The following is a 16515-nucleotide window of genomic DNA, read 5'->3' as shown; positions in this document are numbered from 1 at the left end:
CGGGAAATGGCGCGTTTTCCCTTTTCCGCGATCGTCGGTCAGGACGAGATGAAGCAGGCGCTGCTGATCGCGGCGGTCGATCCGAGCATCGGCGGAGTGATGGTGTTCGGCGACCGGGGGACCGGCAAGTCCACCGCAGCGCGCGCGCTGGCAAACCTCCTGCCGCCGATCAGCGCGATCGAGGATTGCCGCTATGGCTGCGAAGGCGACCAGAAGGGTACCTGCCCCGATCCCTGCACCTCGGGCCGGGTCCGCAAGCGCCCTGTCCCATTCGTCGACCTGCCGCTTGGCGCGACCGAGGACCGGGTGATCGGCTCGCTCGATCTGGAGCGCGCCTTGCGTGCAGGGGAGAAGGCGTTCGAACCCGGTCTTCTGGCCAAGGCGCATCGCGGCTTCCTTTACATCGACGAGATCAACCTGCTCGAAGACCATCTGGTCGACCTGCTGCTCGACGTCGCGGCGTCGGGCGAGAACGTGGTCGAGCGCGAAGGGCTGTCGGTGCGGCACCGCGCCAAATTCGTGCTGATCGGCAGCGGCAATCCTGAAGAGGGCGAGCTGCGCCCGCAATTGCTCGATCGCTTCGGCCTGTCCGTCGAGGTCCGCACGCCGGGCGAAATCGAAACCCGCGTCGAGATCATGCGGCTGGTTGCTGCCAACGAGCGCGACCCCGAGGCTTTCGCCGAGAAATGGGCGGCTGAAGATGAGAAAATCCTCAAACAGATCGCGCGCGGAAAGAAGCGGCTCGCCAGCCTTGAGCCGGGCGAGGACGTGCTGACCGACGCGGCCCAGCTGTGCATGACGGTGGGCGCAGACGGCTTGCGCGGCGAACTGACCCTGATGCGTGCGGCGCGGGCGCTGGCGGCGCTCAAGGGCGCGAAAACGGTCAAGCGCGAGCACCTGATCGCAGTCGCCCCGTCGGCACTGCGCCACCGGCTGCGGCGCGACGTGCTCGACGAGACCGGATCGACGGTGCGGATCACCCGCGCGCTCGACGAGCTGTTCGGGTGAGCGACGAAGCGCCCGACCCACTTCAGGACGCGCTGCTCGCGGCAAGACTGCTGGCCCTGTCACCCGGAACGTTCGGCGGCCTGGTGCTGCGCGGGGCGAGCCCGGCGCGCGATGCTCTGGTGGCAGCGCTTGGAGAGACAATTTCACTTCGCCGCCTCCCCGGGCATATCGACGACGAGCGGCTGCTCGGCGGGATCGACATCGCCGCGAGCCTCGCGGCCGGGAAACCGGTGGAACAGACAGGCCTGCTTATCGAAGCGCACGGCGGCGCGCTGCTGGTGCCGATGGCCGAGCGGCTCGACGAGGCCATCGCCGGGCGGTTGTCGCAGGCGCTCGACGAGGCGAGACTGGCGCTGGTGCTGCTCGACGATGCGCGCGAAGCCGACGAAGCGCCGCCGCGCGCCTTGAGCGAACGTTGCGCTTTCCTGTGTGACCTCACCCATTCGCGCGAATGGCAGGGGATCGCGCTGCCTGCGACCGGCAAGATGGCACTAACCGATGTCGCCCCGCTCGATGACAAGGCCCTGACCGCACTCGCCGCCACCGCTGCGGCCTTGGGAATCCATTCGATCCGTCCCCTGCTTTTCGCGGGCGAAGCCGCGCGAGCGCACGCTGCATTGCAGGGTCGCAGCGATGTGGTGGAGGCAGACCTCGCAGCAGCCGTGCGGCTGGTGCTCGCACCGCGCGCGACGCAGTTGCCGCCGGTCGACGAACAACCGCCCGAGGACGCGCCGGAGCCTCCGCCCGAGCAGGGCGACAAGCCGTCGGACAAGGACGGCAGCCATAACGACAAGCCGCTCGAAGACCTACTGGTCGAAGCTGCCGCCGCCGCGATCCCTGCGGACCTGCTGGCCGCATTGGCGAAGGGCACCGCACCGCGCCGGGCAGGCGGGAGCGGGTCGGGGCAGACCAAGAAATCGGGCCTGCGCGGCAAACCGCTCGGAGCGCGACCGGGAATGCCGCGCGGCGGGGCGCGACTGGCGCTGATCGACACGTTGCGCGCGGCAGTGCCGTGGCAGGCGGTGCGTCGCCGCGAACAGCCGGGTGCCGAGGGCGCGATCCTGATGCGCAAGGACGATCTCCGTGTCCGCCGGTTCGAGGAGAAGGCCGCGCGGGTCACGATCTTCGCGGTCGATGCCAGCGGATCCGCCGCCGCCGCGCGGCTGGCCGAGGCCAAGGGCGCGGTCGAGCTGATGCTGGCGCAGGCCTATGTCACTCGCAGCGAGGTTGCCTTGCTGGCGTTTCGCGGCGCAGGTGCCGAGCTGCTGCTGCCGCCCACCCGCTCGCTCACCCGCGCCCGCCGCGCTTTGGCCGAACTGCCGGGCGGCGGCGGCACACCGCTGGCTCTGGGCCTCAACGCCGCGCGCGAAGTGGCTGCTCAGGTCGCCTCCAAGGGGCGCACGCCGAGCCTCGTCATCCTTACCGACGGTCGTGCCAACGTGGATGTCGAGGGCCAGCCGGGCCGCAAGCAGGCGGGCGAAGACGCCGAGAATGCGGCGAAGGCCATCGCGCGCGCCGCGATCGACGCGCTGGTGGTCGATATCTCCGCCCGCCCCGGCCCCGAAGGCGCGGCGCTGGCCACGGCGATGGACGCCCGCTTTCTCGCTTTGCCCCGCGCCGATGCGAAGGCGCTGCACGCGGCGATCTCGGCGCGAGCCCCCGCATGAGCCGCGCGCTCGACTGGAACCGCGAGGGGCTGATCTGGCCGCATCGCGAGGCAAGCGAGTTCGTCACCACAGGCGGCGCGCGCTGGCATGTGCAGCGGATGGGTTCCGGACCGCAATTGCTGTTGCTCCACGGTACCGGAGCCTCGGTGCACAGCTGGCGCGGGCTGATGCCGCTGCTCGCCGAAAACTTCGAAGTGATCGCCCCCGACCTGCCGCTCCACGCCTTCACCACCGGCCACCCGCCCGAAGCAATGTCGCTGCCGACCATGGCCCGCGCCATCGCCGATCTGAACGCAACGCTCGGCATCGCACCCGACCTGATCGTCGGTCATTCCGCCGGAGCCGCGTTGGCGTTGCAACTCGCGCTCGACCATTCCTATTCCGGCCCCATCGTCGGCCTGAATTCGTCCCTGCGCCCCTTCCCCGGCCCGGCCTCGCAGATCTTCCCGGCGGTCGCGAAGCTGCTGTTCGTCAATCCGCTGGTCCCGCGCATTTTCTCCGGCGCGGCGGCGCTTTCGGGCGACACCGACCGCTTCATCCGCAGGGCCACCGGCTCTGAAATCGAGGCCGAAGGGATGGCCTGTTACGAAAAGCTGCTCACCAATCCGCGCCATACGAAGGGCGCGCTGGCGATGATGGCGAACTGGGACCTGCCGACCCTGCGCACCCGGATGCACGACGTGGGCAACGCCGTGCTGCTGGTCCACTCGGACAAGGACGCGGCGATCCCGCTGTCTTGGGCCGAAGAGGCGCAGGGCTGGCTGCCCGATGCCCGACTCGCAGTGCTGCACGGCCTGGGCCATCTGGCACACGAGGAGGTCCCCGACCGCGCCGCCGCGCTGATCGAGGAATTCGCGGCGTCGACGGCCATGGCGCGCAGCTAGGCAGGAGACACCGGCGATGGAGGGAAATCTCGGCTGGATCGAACTGGTGTTCTTCTATTCGATCGCGATCGGCTTCGGCCTGTGGCAGTATTTCAAGATGGACCGCGAGCTGAAGCGCGACCGGGCCGCGCGCGAGGAACGCGAAGCGAAAGAACGCGCCGAGGCCGATTCCGAAGCGGCAGCCGAAGCTAGGCCCGCTCGCGAGGCATCCGATACGGAAGCATGAACTGCACCACCGGTGATGCGAAGCGCCGCATGTCGAGGCTTTCCTGCACCGCCGCGACGTCCTCTCCGAACAATTGCGAGGACAGTTCGGAGCGCGCGTAGAACGGCGTATCCTCCCAGGTCTTGCGAACTTCGGCGACGCCGATCTGCGAGCGGGTGCGCCGCTCGATCCGCCACTTGCTCGACGGCAATTGCGCGATCGGCGGCAGCGGCATCTCGTCCGGCACGCCGTGACGGTCGAACCGGATCGCGCTGGCGAACAGCGAACCGTCCCCGCGTTCGCCTTCGTAACAGACCACCGCGCCTTGCTTCATATGTGCGCGCGACCAGTGCCAGACCCGAAAACCCTCCTCGAGCGGTTCGGAGCCGCGATTGTGATCGAAATAGCCACTGCCGCTCCACGATACGCCGGGTTCCTCCATCTCGACCTCGATCCGCGCGCGCGGTGCCATGCAATGCCAGATGTGGTTCTCCGCCGGGTCGAGCGCGAAGGAGGCGGCGTTGAGCGCCTCGGGGATTACTCGCACTGTCCCGCGCACCGGGCGGCGGAAGGGGTTGAAGAGGCGCTTGTCGCGCTCCTCGATGTCGATTTCGAGCACGTTGCCGTCCCACCTCACCGCACTCGGTCCGATCACGAGGTTGGACTGGTCGCGCGTCACATCGGCGCGCGGCCGTTCGGTCATCACCCAACGACCGTTCGGTCCGTACATCGCCACGTTCAGGCAGGAATGATCGAGCGGATCGCCCCGCCCGCTCTTCTTATAATAGGGAGAAAAAACACTCCCCAGGAACGCGATGATCGTCAGCCCGTGCTGCCCGTCCGCGCTGATCGCATCGACATACCACCAGGTGTAGCCGCCGGGAGGAATGTCCTCGTTGAAGCGAGGTCCTTTGCGATCGTCCGTACTGCCAACAGCCCGGACAAGGCGGCCATCGGGACCCCGGCTGAGGGATGGGTGCTCCCCCCGGCGCAGTAGAGTCGCGGGATTCGCGTTCGCGGCCCTTGCCGCAGGAAAGAGGCCGCCGAGCCGTGCGATGCCATGCCGTACAGAGCCCCACCGGTTGCCGGGAACAGGTTCTCCCATTCCTGCGGGGTCGCCAGCTGGTGCGGCATGTCCTGTTCCAGCGTCAGACCGCAGCGTTCGAGAGTATTCCTCATGGCGCGTGTGCATTGCTCTCTCTCCTCGCTGGAATACGGATGGTTGTCGCCATTTGCGGGCGCGTTGACGATGATCTGGATACGCTCGCGCCCGCCCGGAGCGGCTGGCGCGGCGTCGGCTATCCGCGCGCCGCGATCCTGCGCGCACAGATAGACCGAGGGTCGGAGGGGCATTGCCCGCTCGCGATCTCACGGAACTCCCGTTCGTAATCGGGCGAGAAGAACACGTTGTGATGCTGCAGGTCGAAGCCGGAGGTGCTGGCGTGGGCGAACCACACAAGCGCGGAGAACGACCGTTTGGCCGGGTCGAGCGTCCGCACCGAACGCGCGCCCTGCGGGCCGAACCTGCCTGTAGCCAGTGCATTCGGGTCGGCGTTGCAAATCACCGCGTCCGCCGCGATCTGATCGCCATTGGCGAGCCGCACTCCGTTCGCGCCCTCGGGACCCGTCAGGATCTGGCTCACTGCAACGCCGGTGCGAAACCGGACGCCCGCGCGTTCGGCTAGCCCCTGAAGCGCTTCGGCGAGCGCGCTGATCCCGCCGTCGATCAGCCACACCCCTCTCGCCTCGACATGCGCGATCAGCATCAAGGTGGCAGGCGCGAGAATCGGAGAGGACCCGCAATAGGTCGAATAGCGGCCGAACAATTGCCGCAGGCGCGGATCGGAGAAGTATTCGCCCAGCGCGTTCCACATCGACTGATGCGGGCGCATGGTGGCGAAGGCGTCGAACCGCCACAGCCCGATCCGCCACAGCAGCGGCAGCGGGTTCGTGACATTGTCCCCGCGCAGCATCGGTTCGTCGAGCAGGTCGAACATCTTGCGGGTCTCGGCGCGGAAGGCGCGATAGGCGGCGGCGGCTTCGGCCCCGGCGAAATCGCCGATCGACTCCTCGCTGCGCAGCGGATCGGCAAACAGGTCGAGCCGTTCCTCCGGGCTCCAGGCATGGCGGGCGATCACTTCGGCGCGGCGGGTGGCGATATGATCGTCGAGCCGTTCGCCGCAGGTCGCGAAAATCTCGTCGAACACCTCGCGCATGGTGAACACGGTGGGCCCGGCCGCGATCGGTCGGCCATCGATTTCGACCGTCCGGGCCTTGCCGCCGACCCGCTCTTCCTTTTCCACGACCGTCACGTCGTAACCGCGCGCGGCGAGCACTGCGGCGCTTGCAAGCCCGCCCATTCCGGCTCCGATAACGACGATATGGGCGCTCACCACTCTCCCCCGAGACTCGCAAAATGAGCCTTCATCATTGACCCGACTCTAACATCTGTCCAATCATTTGGACATATGATGTGTAAATCGATCCGAAGGTAATGGCATCGACGCCGCTCAAGGTGCGCTGGAAGCAGCGTCGCAACGCGATCTTTGCGAGCCCCGCATTCCAGCGCTGGACCGCGCGCCTGCCGCTGGTGAACCGGATTGCCCGGAGCCGAGCCGGGTCGATGTTCGATCACATCGTCGGTTTTAGCTATTCGCGGGTGCTGCTGGCGGTGGTCGAAAGCGGGCTGCTGGGTCATCTCAAGAGCGGACCGATCAGCGCCGAATACTTAGCCGCGAAGGCCGATCTCAGCCATGACGCTGCGCTGTGCCTGCTGCGCGCCGCACGCGCGCTCGATGTCGCCGAGGAGGTGCTGCCCGACCAGTGGATGCTGGGGCAGCAGGGCGCAGTGTTGGACGCCAACGAAGGCGCGCAGGCGATGATCCGCCACCATCGGTTGCTCTATCGCGATCTGGCCGATCCGCTCGCGCTTCTGCGGCAGGACCGCAGCGAGCCGACCGAGCTGTCGCGGTACTGGTCCTATGCCGGAGCGCTGCACGGCGCAGCGGAACGCGGGGCGGAAACGCGCGAATATTCTGAACTGATGGCAGCCTCGCAACACTTCGTTGCCGACGAGGTGCTGGCGGCGTTCCGGATTCCCGGACACGGACGGCTGCTCGATATCGGCGGAGGGCACGGCGCATTTCTGCGGCGGGTCGGGTCGGCTTGCCCACGGCTCGAGCTGGGCCTGTTCGACCTACCCGAAGTCGTGGCCTCCGCGCGCGACGATCTGGCCGCCGCTGTGGGCGAAGCGCGCCTGACTTGCCATCCAGGCAATTTCTTCGAAGACGCGATCCCGCGCGGCTACGACGTGGTGTCGCTGGTGCGCATCCTCCACGATCACGACGATGCGCCCGCGCAGCAATTGCTCGCGAATATCCACGCCAGCCTCGATCGGGGGGCGCGGCTGCTGATCGCCGAACCGATGGCGCAGATTCCCGGCGCGGAACCGATGGGAGAGGCGTTTTTCGGTCTGTATCTGTGGGCGATGGGATCGGGCCGCGCGCGCAGTCCGTCGGAAATCGAGACGATGCTGCGCGAGGCCGGGTTCCGTTCGGCCCGATTGATCCGCTCGCAACAGCCGGTTGTGACCAGCATAATCGTCGCGACAGCCTGACGGATCATCTGTCCATATTATTTGACAGTTATCCATGTGAGGCGTAGCCAACACTCAGAGAGGCGTATCTCTTGACCGCTTTCGAGTCGTAATCCGCGACCAGGGCCGGTTGGTACGGGGGAAACGACGCATATGGACGCATTGGCAGTGATACTCGAGGGACCGGAGCGCCTGGCGCTCAGGACGCTCGGGTTGAATCCTGCCGGGCCTGCGGACGTCGTCGTCGACATAGCCTGGAGCGGTATCAGCACCGGCACCGAAAAACTGCTGTTTACGGGCCGGATGCCCGACTTCCCCGGCATGGGTTATCCACTGGTGCCCGGTTACGAATCCGTCGGCCGGATCGTCGATGCTGGCGCGGATGCGACCGCACGGATCGGCGAATGGGTGTTTGTCCCCGGCGCCAATTGCTATGCCGACGCCCGCGGATTGTTCGGCGGCACGGCGAGCCAGGTGGTCGTCCCGTCCGCCCGCGCGCTGCCGGTCCCCGAAAAGCTCGGTGAAGCCGGAACCCTATGTGCCCTCGCCGCGACCGCGCTGCACGCGATCAATGGCGGAACACCGCCCGACCTCATCATCGGCCACGGCGTCCTCGGCAGGCTGCTTGCGCGGCTGACCATCGCCAGCGGCGCGCCTGCGCCCACGGTCTGGGAAACCAGCCCGCAACGGTGCGGCGGCGTTTCCGGTTACATCGCAATGCATCCCGATTTCGACGACCGCCGGGACTACCACTCGATCTACGACGCCAGCGGAGACGCGGGCATCGTCGATACGCTGGTCGGCGCGCTAGCCAAGGGCGGCGAGATCACGCTCGCGGGGTTCTATTCGCAGCGGATCGACTTCGCCTTCCCCGCTGCGTTCATGAAGGAAGCGCGGCTGCGGATCGCGGCTGAATGGCAGCCCGACGACCTCGCGCAGACCCGCGCGCTGATCGAGGATGGCAGGCTCGACCTGTCCGGCCTCGTCACCGATCGCCGACCCGCCACCGAAGCGCTCGACGCCTATCCGCAGGCCTTCAGCGATCCCGATTGTCTCAAGATGGTTCTCGATTGGAGCGACGCCGCATGACCATGCTCGACACCCAGACCGAGGCCCTGCGCGAGGAAGCCAGCCACGAACCCGACCCGGTTCACACCGGCGAGGTAAAGAGCGAGACGCAGGTCATCGCGATCTACGGCAAGGGCGGCAGCGGCAAGAGCTTCGCGCTGTCCAATCTCAGTTACATGATGGCGCAGCAGGGCAAGCGCGTCCTGCTGATCGGCTGCGACCCGAAGTCGGACACGACCAGCCTGCTGTTCGGCGGCAAGTCCTGCCCGACGATCATCGAAACCTCGTCCAAGAAGAAACTCGCAGGCGAGGAAGTCACCATCGAGGACGTGTGCTTCCAGCGCGACGGCGTGTTCGCAATGGAGCTCGGCGGCCCTGAAGTAGGGCGCGGATGCGGCGGTCGCGGGATCATCCACGGCTTCGAACTGCTCGAAAAGCTCGGCTTCCACGAATGGGGCTTCGACTACGTCCTGCTCGATTTCCTCGGTGACGTGGTCTGCGGCGGGTTCGGCCTGCCGATCGCGCGCGACATGTGCCAGAAAGTGATCGTGGTCGGATCGAACGACCTGCAATCACTCTACGTCGCCAACAATGTCTGCCACGCGGTCGAATACTTCCGCAAGATGGGCGGCAATGTCGGCGTCGCGGGCATGATCGTGAACAAGGACGACGGCACCGGCGAGGCGCAGGCCTTTGCCAAAGCAGTCGACATTCCGGTGCTCACCGCAATCCCGGCCAACGAAGACATCCGGCGCAAGAGTGCGAACTACCAGATTATCGGGGTGCCCGGCGGCGAGTGGGCGAGCCTGTTCGAAGAGCTGGCCATCAACGTCGCCGAAGCCCCCCCACGCCAGCCGACCCCGCTCGATCAGGATGGACTGCTCGATCTGTTCAGCCCTGAAGAAACCGGCGGAAATGTCGAACTCGTCCCCGCGACGCAGGCCGACATGCGCGGGGGAACCTTCGAAGAAAAACCCAGCCTGGAGGTCATTTACGACACGGTCTGATGGCTGATCTGACTCCCTCCAGCGCGCAACGCACCCCTGACACGCTCGATTTGGGCAGTGTTGGCGGCTGCTCGTCGACCGGGACGATGAAGGATGCCGCGCGCCAGGCGGGTAAGAGCGACATTCTCGATCAATACGCCGCCGATTATCCCGTCGGCCCGCACGACCAGCCGCAATCGATGTGCCCGGCTTTCGGGTCGCTCCGCGTCGGCCTGCGCATGCGACGCACCGCAACCGTGCTCTCGGGAAGCGCATGTTGCGTCTACGGCCTCACCTTCACCTCGCACTTCTACGGCGCGCGGCGGACGGTCGGTTACGTGCCCTTCTCTTCCGAAACGCTCGTCACCGGCAAGCTGTTCGAGGATATCAAGGAAGCGGTCGAAGACCTCGCCGATCCCGAACTCTACGATACGATCGTGGTCACCAATTTGTGCGTGCCCACCGCCAGCGGCGTGCCGCTGCGTCTCCTGCCGGATCAGATCGACGGCGTGCGCATCATCGGCATCGACGTGCCCGGTTTCGGCATCCCGACCCATGCCGAGGCGAAAGACGTGCTTGCCGGCGCGATGCTCAAATATGCGCGTGAAGAAGTGAAAGCCGGCCCCGTCGCCGCTCCCAGAGAGCGTTCGGACAAGCCGACCGTGGCGCTGCTCGGCGAGATGTTCCCGGCTGATCCGGTGGTGATCGGGCAAATGCTCGAACCGCTCGGCCTTGCCGCCGGACCGGTCGTGCCGACGCGCGAATGGCGTGAGCTGTATTCCGCGCTCGATTGCTCGCTCGCCGCCGCGATCCACCCGTTCTACACCGCCAGCATCCGCGAATTCGAAGCCGCCGGTCGTCCGGTCATCGGCTCCGCGCCGGTCGGCGCAGACGGAACCGCCGCATGGCTCCAGTCGGTCGGCGACACGCTCGGCCTGCCGCAGACACAAGTCGATGGCGTCAAGAACGCCATGATCGGTGCCTGCAAGGGCGCACTCGCCACAATGCCGATCGAAGGCCGGATCACCGTGTCGGGCTACGAAGGTTCCGAACTGCTCGTCGCGCGCCTGCTGATCGAAAGCGGCGCGGATGTGCCCTATGTCGGCAGCGCCTGCCCCAAGACCAAATGGTCGGACGCCGACCGCGAATGGCTGGAAGCCAAGGGCGTGAGGGTCAATTTCCGCGCGAGTCTTGAAGAGGATATCGCCGCGGTCGAGGAATTCCGCCCGGATCTCGCGATCGGCACCACGCCGGTGGTCCAGCACGCCAAGGCCAAGGCCGTTCCGGCGCTCTATTTCACCAACCTCATCTCGGCTCGCCCCCTGATGGGGCCGGCGGGAGCCGGGAGCCTCGCGCAGGTCGTCAACGCGGCCATGTCGAATAAGGATCGGTTCGACAAAATGCGCGACTTCTTCGAAGGGGTCGGCACCGAGCACGCTGCGGGCGTGTGGGAAGACACGCCCGTAGACCGGCCCAAGTTCCGCAAGAAGTATGCGGCCCTCAACGAAGCGGCGCGCAAGGCGGCCGAGGCGGTGGGCACATGACCCTCATCCTCGATCACGACCGCGCCGGCGGATATTGGGGCGCAACCTACGTCTTCACTGCGGTGAAAGGCCTGCAGGTCATCATCGATGGCCCAGTGGGCTGCGAGAACCTGCCGGTAACATCGGTGCTGCACTACACCGATGCGCTGCCTCCGCATGAGCTTCCCATCGTCGTGACGGGTCTGGGCGAAGAAGAGCTCGGCAAGACCGGCACCGAAGGCGCGATGAAACGCGCGTGGCAGGCGCTCGATCCCGAACTTCCCGCCGTGGTGGTCACCGGCTCCATCGCCGAGATGATCGGCGGCGGCGTCACGCCCGAAGGCACCAATATCAAGCGCTTCCTGCCGCGCACGATCGACGAGGATCAGTGGCAAAGCGCCGACCGTGCGCTGACCTGGCTGTGGACCGAATTCGGCCCCAGGAAATCGCCACAGATCAAGGCGCGCAAGGACGGCGAAAAGCCGCGCGTCAACATTATCGGCCCCAGCTACGGCATGTTCAACATGCCCAGCGATCTCGCCGAAGTTCGTCGGCTCATCGAAGGAATCGGCGCGGAAGTGGGCGTGGTCTTCCCGCTCGGCTGTCACCTCGCGGATATCCGTCAGCTCGGAACCGCAGACGCCAATGTCTGCATGTACCGCGAGTTCGGCAGGAATCTGTGCGAAACGCTCGAGCGGCCCTATTTCCAGGCACCGGTCGGACTCACGAGCACGACCAGGTTCCTGCGTGCACTCGGCGAAGAGCTCGGCCTCGATCCCGAACCGTTCATCGAGCGCGAGAAGCACACCACGATCAAGCCGCTGTGGGATTTGTGGCGCTCGGTAACGCAGGACTTCTTCGGCACCGCCAGCTTCGGCATCGTCGCCAACGAGACCTACGCGCGCGGCATCCGTCACTTCCTCGAAGAGGATATGGGCCTGCCGTGCAGCTTCGCCTTCGCTCGCTCCGCCGGGGTCAAGCCCGACAACGAAGCGGTGCGCGCCGAAATCCACGCCAACCCGCCGCTCGTGCTGTTCGGCAGTTACAACGAGCGGATGTATCTGGCAGAGGTCGGCTCGGGTGGGCACGGCCCGCAGGCACAATTCATCCCCGCCAGCTTTCCGGGTGCGGCGATCCGCCGCCACACCGGTACGCCTTTCATGGGCTATTCGGGCGCGACCTATCTGGTGCAGGAAGTGTGCAACGCGCTGTTCGATGCGCTGTTCCACATTCTGCCGCTGGGCACCGATCTCGACATGGTCGAGGCGACTCCGGCGAAGGACCAGACCGAGTTGACCTGGGATACCGCTGCCAAGGCGCGGCTGGACGCGCTGGTCGAGGCGCAGCCGGTCCTGGTCCGCATTTCCGCAGCCAAACGTCTGCGCGACGCCGCCGAGCGAAGCGCACGCCGGCGCGGGAACACCACCGTTACCGAAGATTGCCTGGCCAAGGCCGCGCTCGAAGGAGAAGGCACATGACGCCCCAACCTTCGGCCAGCCCTTGCGTCCGGCAGACCACCTTGCCCGTGTCCGGGCATCCGCAATCCACGTGGGGGATCACGCGCGGATACCGTCGGGGACCGATCGGTCCCTGCTCCAAAACAAAGAAATGGAGACACTGCAATGAACGATCCTGATCGCCCCAGCGTGGGGACGTATCTGACCGACGAAGAGGCGAAGGAGATCCATAAGGCATTTATGGGCACCTTCACTCTCTACGTCGCGATTGCGCTCGTCGCGCATGCCCTGATGTTCTGGTGGAAACCCTGGTTCTACTGAGCATTCAGACCTGGCTGTCTGCCTGACGCCCGTTAGCGGGCTGTCTCGGCAATTTGCTGGATTGGTATAAGGAACTGATAATGCATAAGATTTGGCACTATGTAGACGTGCGTCGGGCGCTGGTGGGACTTCATGTCTTCCTGGCTGTCCTGGCCTTCACGATCCACTTCATCCTGCTCAGCACGGAGAAGTACAACTGGCTTGGCGGCGTCGGCGGCTAAGTTGGTTTAGCGAAATTGCGAGGGGGCAGGTTCGCCTGCCTGCCTCCTACAGTTTCGCCCAAGCCTTGAAAGTACACGACAGAACCCGCCGCTGAGGCGGGAAGGATGGACCTATGGCGCTCCTTAGTTTCGAGCGGAAGTACCGCATGCGCGGTGGCACATTGATCGGCGGCGACCTTTTCGATTTCTGGGTCGGGCCGTTTTATGTCGGATTCTTCGGGGTGTTGGTGGCAATCAGCGCGGGCCTCGGCACGATGCTGATCTTCGCCGCCGCTGCGGCAGGTCCGACCCTCAATCCCTGGCTGATCGACATCCAACCACCGCCGATCGAGGCCGGGCTCTCGCTGATGCCCCTCAACCAGGGCGGATACTGGCAGATCATCACGGTCTGTGCGGTCATCGCGTTCTGTTCCTGGGTCGGCAGGCAGGCGGAAATCTCGCGCAAGCTGGGCATGAGCTACCATGTCCCGATTGCCTTCAGTTTCGCAGTGCTGGCCTATGTCACGCTCAACGTCGTCCGTCCGCTATGGATGGGCGCATGGGGACACGGGTTTCCTTACGGAATCTGGTCGCACCTCGATTGGGTGTCCAACACCGGCTACATGTACGCGAACTTCCATTACAACCCGGTGCACATGCTGGCGATCGCGTTCTTCTTCACGAATTGCCTCGCGCTCGCGTTGCACGGCGGCCTGGTGCTTTCGGCGGTCAATCCGTCGAACGGGACCGACGTGAAGACGCCCGAATACGAAGACACCTATTTCCGCGACTTCATCGGCTATTCGGTCGGCACGCTCGGCATCCACCGGGTGGGACTGTTTCTGGCGCTCAACGCGGCGTTCTGGAGCGCGGTTTGCATCGTGATCTCGGGCACACTCTACGTCGGCAGCTGGCCGGAATTCTGGGAATTCTGGCGCAAGATTCCGATTTGGTCGGCAGGAGCATAAGCACATGGCTACCTATCAAAACATCTTCACTCAGGTGCAGCTCAAGGCCGCTCCGGAAATGGGGATCCCGCTTCCGGGCGACAGCGATCCCCGGATTCGCGACACCGCTTACAGCTACTGGATGGGCAAGATCGGCCAGGCTCAACTCGGCCCGATCTATCTCGGCTGGCTCGGCATGGCGTCACTCGCCTTCGGCGGGATCGCGATCCTGATCATCGGGTTCAACTTCTGGGCGCAGGCCGGGTGGAGCCCGCAGGTGTTCATTCGCGAGCTGTTCTGGCTGTCGCTCGATCCGCCGGGGCCACAATACGGCTTCAGCCCGTTCGTTCCGTTGAATGAGGGCGGGTGGTTCATATTGACCGGCGCGTTCCTCACGACATCGGTGCTGCTGTGGTGGCTGCGGACCTATCGCCGGGCCAAGGCGCTGGGCATGGGGATGCATATCCCGTGGGCCTTTGCGAGCGCGATCTGGCTGTTCCTGGTACTCGGCTTCATCCGCCCGATGCTGCTCGGCAGCTGGGCCGAAGCGGTGCCGTACGGTGTGTTCTCGCACCTAGACTGGACCAACAACTTCTCGCTGATCCACGGCAACCTGTTCTACAATCCGTTCCACGCGCTCTCGATCGTGTTCCTGTACGGCTCTGCGGTGCTGTTCGCGATGCATGGGGCGACCATCCTCGCCCTCGGCCGCTATGGCGGTGAGCGCGAGATCGAGCAGATCACCGACCGCGGCACGGCATCAGAGCGCGGCGCGCTGTTCTGGCGCTGGACCATGGGCTTCAACGCCACGATGGAATCGATCCACCGCTGGGCATGGTGGTTCGCCGTGCTGACGACACTGACCGGCGGGATCGGCATCCTGCTGTCTGGCACGGTGGTCGATAACTGGTATGTCTGGGCGCAAGAGCATTACTACGCGCCCAAGTAACCATCCAATCGAGCGATAAGGGCTTGGCTGGAGGGACCGACGCAAACCGGTCCAGCCGCCCGGCCAGGAGACCCGGCCCCGCGAAAGCGCGGCCGGGTTTTTCGTGGGTGGTGTGGGCGATTGCTCCGGTTGTTCGAATGAAAGAGTGGATAGCCGCTGGTAGTCAGCTATGATCCGGCACGATGGCGCGCCTCACATCATTCCTCGCATTCGGTTCGTTGCTTGCTTCGAGCTGCACTCACTCGACCGGGCCCGAAGCGAACCTCGCACCTCCGGAAGACAACATCGCGGGACAACTCTACCGCAACATCTGGTCCGACTTGCAGTCGAATGCTCTGATCGGAAATGGAAACGAACTCGCCATGCGCTGGGCAAACGCGACAAACGATCGCGAAGAAGCCCGTCAACTGCATATAAACGACCTGCTTTGTGGCGGCGGCGAAACGCTGCTTCGTTGCCAATTCGAACTGCTGCGAGACGGCGGTGTCGCATTCTATCTTGGTGACCCCGTTCCCGACAGGTTGGCCTGTGAGGCGGACTTCCGACGCTCTGGCCCTGAGGATCAATGGTCCATCCCGCGATTGCCACCGGGGCCGAACGGCGGTCACACCCGCATAACGATCAATTGTCGGGCACTCGACTGAATGTGAACGAGCGGCTGGTCCATCGAGAACACAGTCCGGCTGCGCAAGGATGCGCCGCCGAGCATTCTATGGGGGCGGAGAATCTGGCGATTGGTCTGCCTCCGGCAAACATCTGGCTGTTTTCAACTATGCCACCAATTCGTCACCCCGGACTTGATCCGGGGTTGGGCTTTTCTTCTTCTGATGGATCCGAAGTTAGCTTTGCCCCGTGTCGAGCACGGGGCGACGACAAACGAATGGCAGCCCAAAGTTCGACAGCGGACAATCGTAGATTCAATAGCCTCGATCGCAGGCCATTCAAGCGCCCCGCGCCAACCTCCCCCGCAAGTCCATCAGGTGTAGCGGCAGCGACAGCGCGAGCAGCACCGCAACCCACCCCCAACCTGCCCCGACCAGCGCCGCCCGCAATGCCAAAACGATAAATACCGCCGGGCCGATCAGCCCTGCAATCCGGCTCAAACTCCAGCCGCGCGTCTTGAGCCAAACCGCCTCGATCGCCAGCACGACCAGCACCAGGTCCGCCGCATGGCCGCGGGCGAAAAAGGTCTCGATCATGTCCATGGATGCGCTCTCAGCCGAACGGGCCGTTAAGCTCGACAACCGCCCAGTTGAGCGCACCGGCAAAGGTCACCCAGGCGAGATAGGGCAGGAAGAACAGCGCCGCAGTCTTGGAGTACCGCCCGCAATACCACACCAGCGCGAGGATCGAGAGCCACAGCAGCAGCAGCTCGACAAACGCCCAGTCGGGCCGCTGGATACGGAAGAAGATCATGCTCCAGGTGATGTTGAGAAACGCGTTCAGCGCGAACAGCCCGATAATGGTGTCCGATACCTTGCTGTCGGGCGCGGCGCGCCATGCGGCGACGATCGCATAGGTATTGAAGGCGTAGATCAGCGTCCAGCCGATCGGGAACGCGATATCGGGCGGGTTCCAGCCCGGCTTGTCGAGGCTCTGATACCACGGGCCGAGATCGGTAATCGTCGCACCCAGTGCTGCGACGATGATCGCCGCGACCGCCGCCAACAGGCCCGGCAATATCCAGGTCTTGCTCATGCTTCGG

18 protein-coding genes are annotated in these 16515 nt (G+C 65.2%); 14 read left to right on the top strand and 4 right to left on the bottom strand.

The window, feature by feature from the left end; all coding sequences use genetic code 11:
* Positions 1-6: 6 nt before the first annotated feature.
* From bchI to KDC96_RS01040, 4 genes are read left to right on the top strand one after another with little or no spacing between them, the layout of a single operon-like run.
* The gene (gene bchI / locus KDC96_RS01055; protein ID WP_212449953.1) at positions 7-1008 is read left to right on the top strand and encodes a magnesium chelatase ATPase subunit I; all 1002 of its coding nucleotides are present in this window, start codon (positions 7-9) and stop codon (positions 1006-1008) included.
* Positions 1005-2675: a magnesium chelatase subunit D gene (locus KDC96_RS01050; RefSeq protein ID WP_212449951.1), complete on the top strand. Its 1671-nt coding sequence runs from the start codon at positions 1005-1007 to the stop codon at positions 2673-2675. The genes bchI and KDC96_RS01050 overlap by 4 nt, the downstream gene beginning before the upstream one ends.
* A complete protein-coding gene (gene bchO, locus KDC96_RS01045) occupies positions 2672-3559 on the top strand; it encodes an alpha/beta fold hydrolase BchO (protein WP_212449949.1) in 888 nt (295 codons plus the stop codon). The genes KDC96_RS01050 and bchO overlap by 4 nt, the downstream gene beginning before the upstream one ends.
* A 16-nt stretch (positions 3560-3575) precedes the next feature.
* On the top strand, positions 3576-3785 hold the full coding sequence (locus tag KDC96_RS01040; protein ID WP_212449947.1) for a hypothetical protein: 210 nt from the start codon (positions 3576-3578) through the stop codon (positions 3783-3785).
* Here the strand turns inward: KDC96_RS01040 and KDC96_RS01035 are convergent.
* Both KDC96_RS01035 and KDC96_RS01030 read right to left on the bottom strand, forming a co-directional pair.
* Positions 3748-4467: a hydroxyneurosporene dehydrogenase gene (locus tag KDC96_RS01035; RefSeq protein WP_212449945.1), complete on the bottom strand. Its 720-nt coding sequence runs from the start codon at positions 4465-4467 to the stop codon at positions 3748-3750. The two genes, KDC96_RS01040 and KDC96_RS01035, sit on opposite strands and share 38 nt — an antisense overlap.
* A 595-nt stretch (positions 4468-5062) precedes the next feature.
* Positions 5063-6157: an NAD(P)/FAD-dependent oxidoreductase gene (locus tag KDC96_RS01030; protein WP_249171866.1), complete on the bottom strand. Its 1095-nt coding sequence runs from the start codon at positions 6155-6157 to the stop codon at positions 5063-5065.
* Between the two features lie 101 nt (positions 6158-6258).
* On the opposite strand from KDC96_RS01030, the gene KDC96_RS01025 reads away from it, so the two are divergent.
* The 10 genes from KDC96_RS01025 to KDC96_RS00980 all read left to right on the top strand — a co-directional run bounded on the left by KDC96_RS01025 (position 6259) and on the right by KDC96_RS00980 (position 15454).
* Positions 6259-7380 (top strand): methyltransferase, encoded by a 1122-nt coding sequence (locus KDC96_RS01025; protein ID WP_212449943.1) that lies wholly within the window; start codon positions 6259-6261, stop codon positions 7378-7380.
* A 132-nt stretch (positions 7381-7512) separates the two neighbouring features.
* Positions 7513-8448, top strand: coding sequence for a chlorophyll synthesis pathway protein BchC (bchC, locus tag KDC96_RS01020; RefSeq protein ID WP_212449941.1), 936 nt, complete (start codon positions 7513-7515; stop codon positions 8446-8448).
* On the top strand, positions 8445-9434 hold the full coding sequence (locus KDC96_RS01015; RefSeq protein ID WP_212449939.1) for a chlorophyllide a reductase iron protein subunit X: 990 nt from the start codon (positions 8445-8447) through the stop codon (positions 9432-9434). Before bchC ends, KDC96_RS01015 begins: the two co-directional genes overlap by 4 nt.
* Complete coding sequence (gene bchY / locus KDC96_RS01010; RefSeq protein WP_212449937.1) at positions 9434-10957, top strand: chlorophyllide a reductase subunit Y; 1524 nt, start codon at positions 9434-9436, stop codon at positions 10955-10957. Before KDC96_RS01015 ends, bchY begins: the two co-directional genes overlap by 1 nt.
* Positions 10954-12414, top strand: coding sequence for a chlorophyllide a reductase subunit Z (bchZ, locus tag KDC96_RS01005; protein ID WP_212449935.1), 1461 nt, complete (start codon positions 10954-10956; stop codon positions 12412-12414). Before bchY ends, bchZ begins: the two co-directional genes overlap by 4 nt.
* Positions 12415-12558: 144 nt before the next feature.
* Complete coding sequence (gene pufB / locus KDC96_RS01000; RefSeq protein ID WP_212449934.1) at positions 12559-12714, top strand: light-harvesting antenna LH1, beta subunit; 156 nt, start codon at positions 12559-12561, stop codon at positions 12712-12714.
* An 80-nt stretch (positions 12715-12794) separates the two neighbouring features.
* A complete protein-coding gene (pufA, locus tag KDC96_RS00995; RefSeq protein WP_212449933.1) occupies positions 12795-12935 on the top strand; it encodes a light-harvesting antenna LH1, alpha subunit in 141 nt (46 codons plus the stop codon).
* A 113-nt stretch (positions 12936-13048) separates the two neighbouring features.
* The gene (gene pufL / locus KDC96_RS00990) at positions 13049-13882 is read left to right on the top strand and encodes a photosynthetic reaction center subunit L (protein ID WP_212449932.1); all 834 of its coding nucleotides are present in this window, start codon (positions 13049-13051) and stop codon (positions 13880-13882) included.
* A gap of 4 nt (positions 13883-13886) precedes the next feature.
* The gene (gene pufM / locus KDC96_RS00985; RefSeq protein WP_212449931.1) at positions 13887-14810 is read left to right on the top strand and encodes a photosynthetic reaction center subunit M; all 924 of its coding nucleotides are present in this window, start codon (positions 13887-13889) and stop codon (positions 14808-14810) included.
* A gap of 182 nt (positions 14811-14992) precedes the next feature.
* On the top strand, positions 14993-15454 hold the full coding sequence (locus tag KDC96_RS00980) for a hypothetical protein (protein ID WP_212449930.1): 462 nt from the start codon (positions 14993-14995) through the stop codon (positions 15452-15454).
* Between the two features lie 297 nt (positions 15455-15751).
* On the opposite strand, the gene KDC96_RS00975 is transcribed toward KDC96_RS00980, so the two are convergent.
* The gene (locus tag KDC96_RS00975; RefSeq protein ID WP_212449928.1) at positions 15752-16015 is read right to left on the bottom strand and encodes a hypothetical protein; all 264 of its coding nucleotides are present in this window, start codon (positions 16013-16015) and stop codon (positions 15752-15754) included.
* Positions 16016-16025: 10 nt separating this feature from the next.
* Positions 16026-16508 (bottom strand): TspO/MBR family protein, encoded by a 483-nt coding sequence (locus KDC96_RS00970; RefSeq protein ID WP_212449926.1) that lies wholly within the window; start codon positions 16506-16508, stop codon positions 16026-16028.
* Between the last annotated feature and the right edge of the window lie 7 nt (positions 16509-16515).

Origin of the sequence: Erythrobacter sp. JK5 (genome assembly GCF_018205975.1) — a bacterium.
Taxonomy (GTDB): Bacteria; Pseudomonadota; Alphaproteobacteria; order Sphingomonadales; family Sphingomonadaceae; genus Erythrobacter.
The sequence above is the reverse complement of the archived record's forward strand: the minus strand, read 5'-3'. Positions and strand labels throughout refer to the sequence as shown.

Coding starts and splice junctions, on each gene's coding strand:
- bchI (WP_212449953.1), top strand. CDS start 7: ATGGCGCGTTTTCCCTTTTCCGCGATCGTCGGTCAGGACGAGATGAAG.
- KDC96_RS00975 (WP_212449928.1), bottom strand. CDS start 16,015: ATGGACATGATCGAGACCTTTTTCGCCCGCGGCCATGCGGCGGACCTG.
- pufA (WP_212449933.1), top strand. CDS start 12,795: ATGCATAAGATTTGGCACTATGTAGACGTGCGTCGGGCGCTGGTGGGA.
- bchC (WP_212449941.1), top strand. CDS start 7,513: ATGGACGCATTGGCAGTGATACTCGAGGGACCGGAGCGCCTGGCGCTC.
- KDC96_RS01015 (WP_212449939.1), top strand. CDS start 8,445: ATGACCATGCTCGACACCCAGACCGAGGCCCTGCGCGAGGAAGCCAGC.
- pufB (WP_212449934.1), top strand. CDS start 12,559: ATGAACGATCCTGATCGCCCCAGCGTGGGGACGTATCTGACCGACGAA.
- KDC96_RS01040 (WP_212449947.1), top strand. CDS start 3,576: ATGGAGGGAAATCTCGGCTGGATCGAACTGGTGTTCTTCTATTCGATC.
- KDC96_RS00970 (WP_212449926.1), bottom strand. CDS start 16,508: ATGAGCAAGACCTGGATATTGCCGGGCCTGTTGGCGGCGGTCGCGGCG.
- pufL (WP_212449932.1), top strand. CDS start 13,049: ATGGCGCTCCTTAGTTTCGAGCGGAAGTACCGCATGCGCGGTGGCACA.
- KDC96_RS00980 (WP_212449930.1), top strand. CDS start 14,993: ATGGCGCGCCTCACATCATTCCTCGCATTCGGTTCGTTGCTTGCTTCG.
- pufM (WP_212449931.1), top strand. CDS start 13,887: ATGGCTACCTATCAAAACATCTTCACTCAGGTGCAGCTCAAGGCCGCT.
- KDC96_RS01035 (WP_212449945.1), bottom strand. CDS start 4,467: ATGACCGAACGGCCGCGCGCCGATGTGACGCGCGACCAGTCCAACCTC.
- bchO (WP_212449949.1), top strand. CDS start 2,672: ATGAGCCGCGCGCTCGACTGGAACCGCGAGGGGCTGATCTGGCCGCAT.
- bchZ (WP_212449935.1), top strand. CDS start 10,954: ATGACCCTCATCCTCGATCACGACCGCGCCGGCGGATATTGGGGCGCA.
- bchY (WP_212449937.1), top strand. CDS start 9,434: ATGGCTGATCTGACTCCCTCCAGCGCGCAACGCACCCCTGACACGCTC.
- KDC96_RS01025 (WP_212449943.1), top strand. CDS start 6,259: ATGGCATCGACGCCGCTCAAGGTGCGCTGGAAGCAGCGTCGCAACGCG.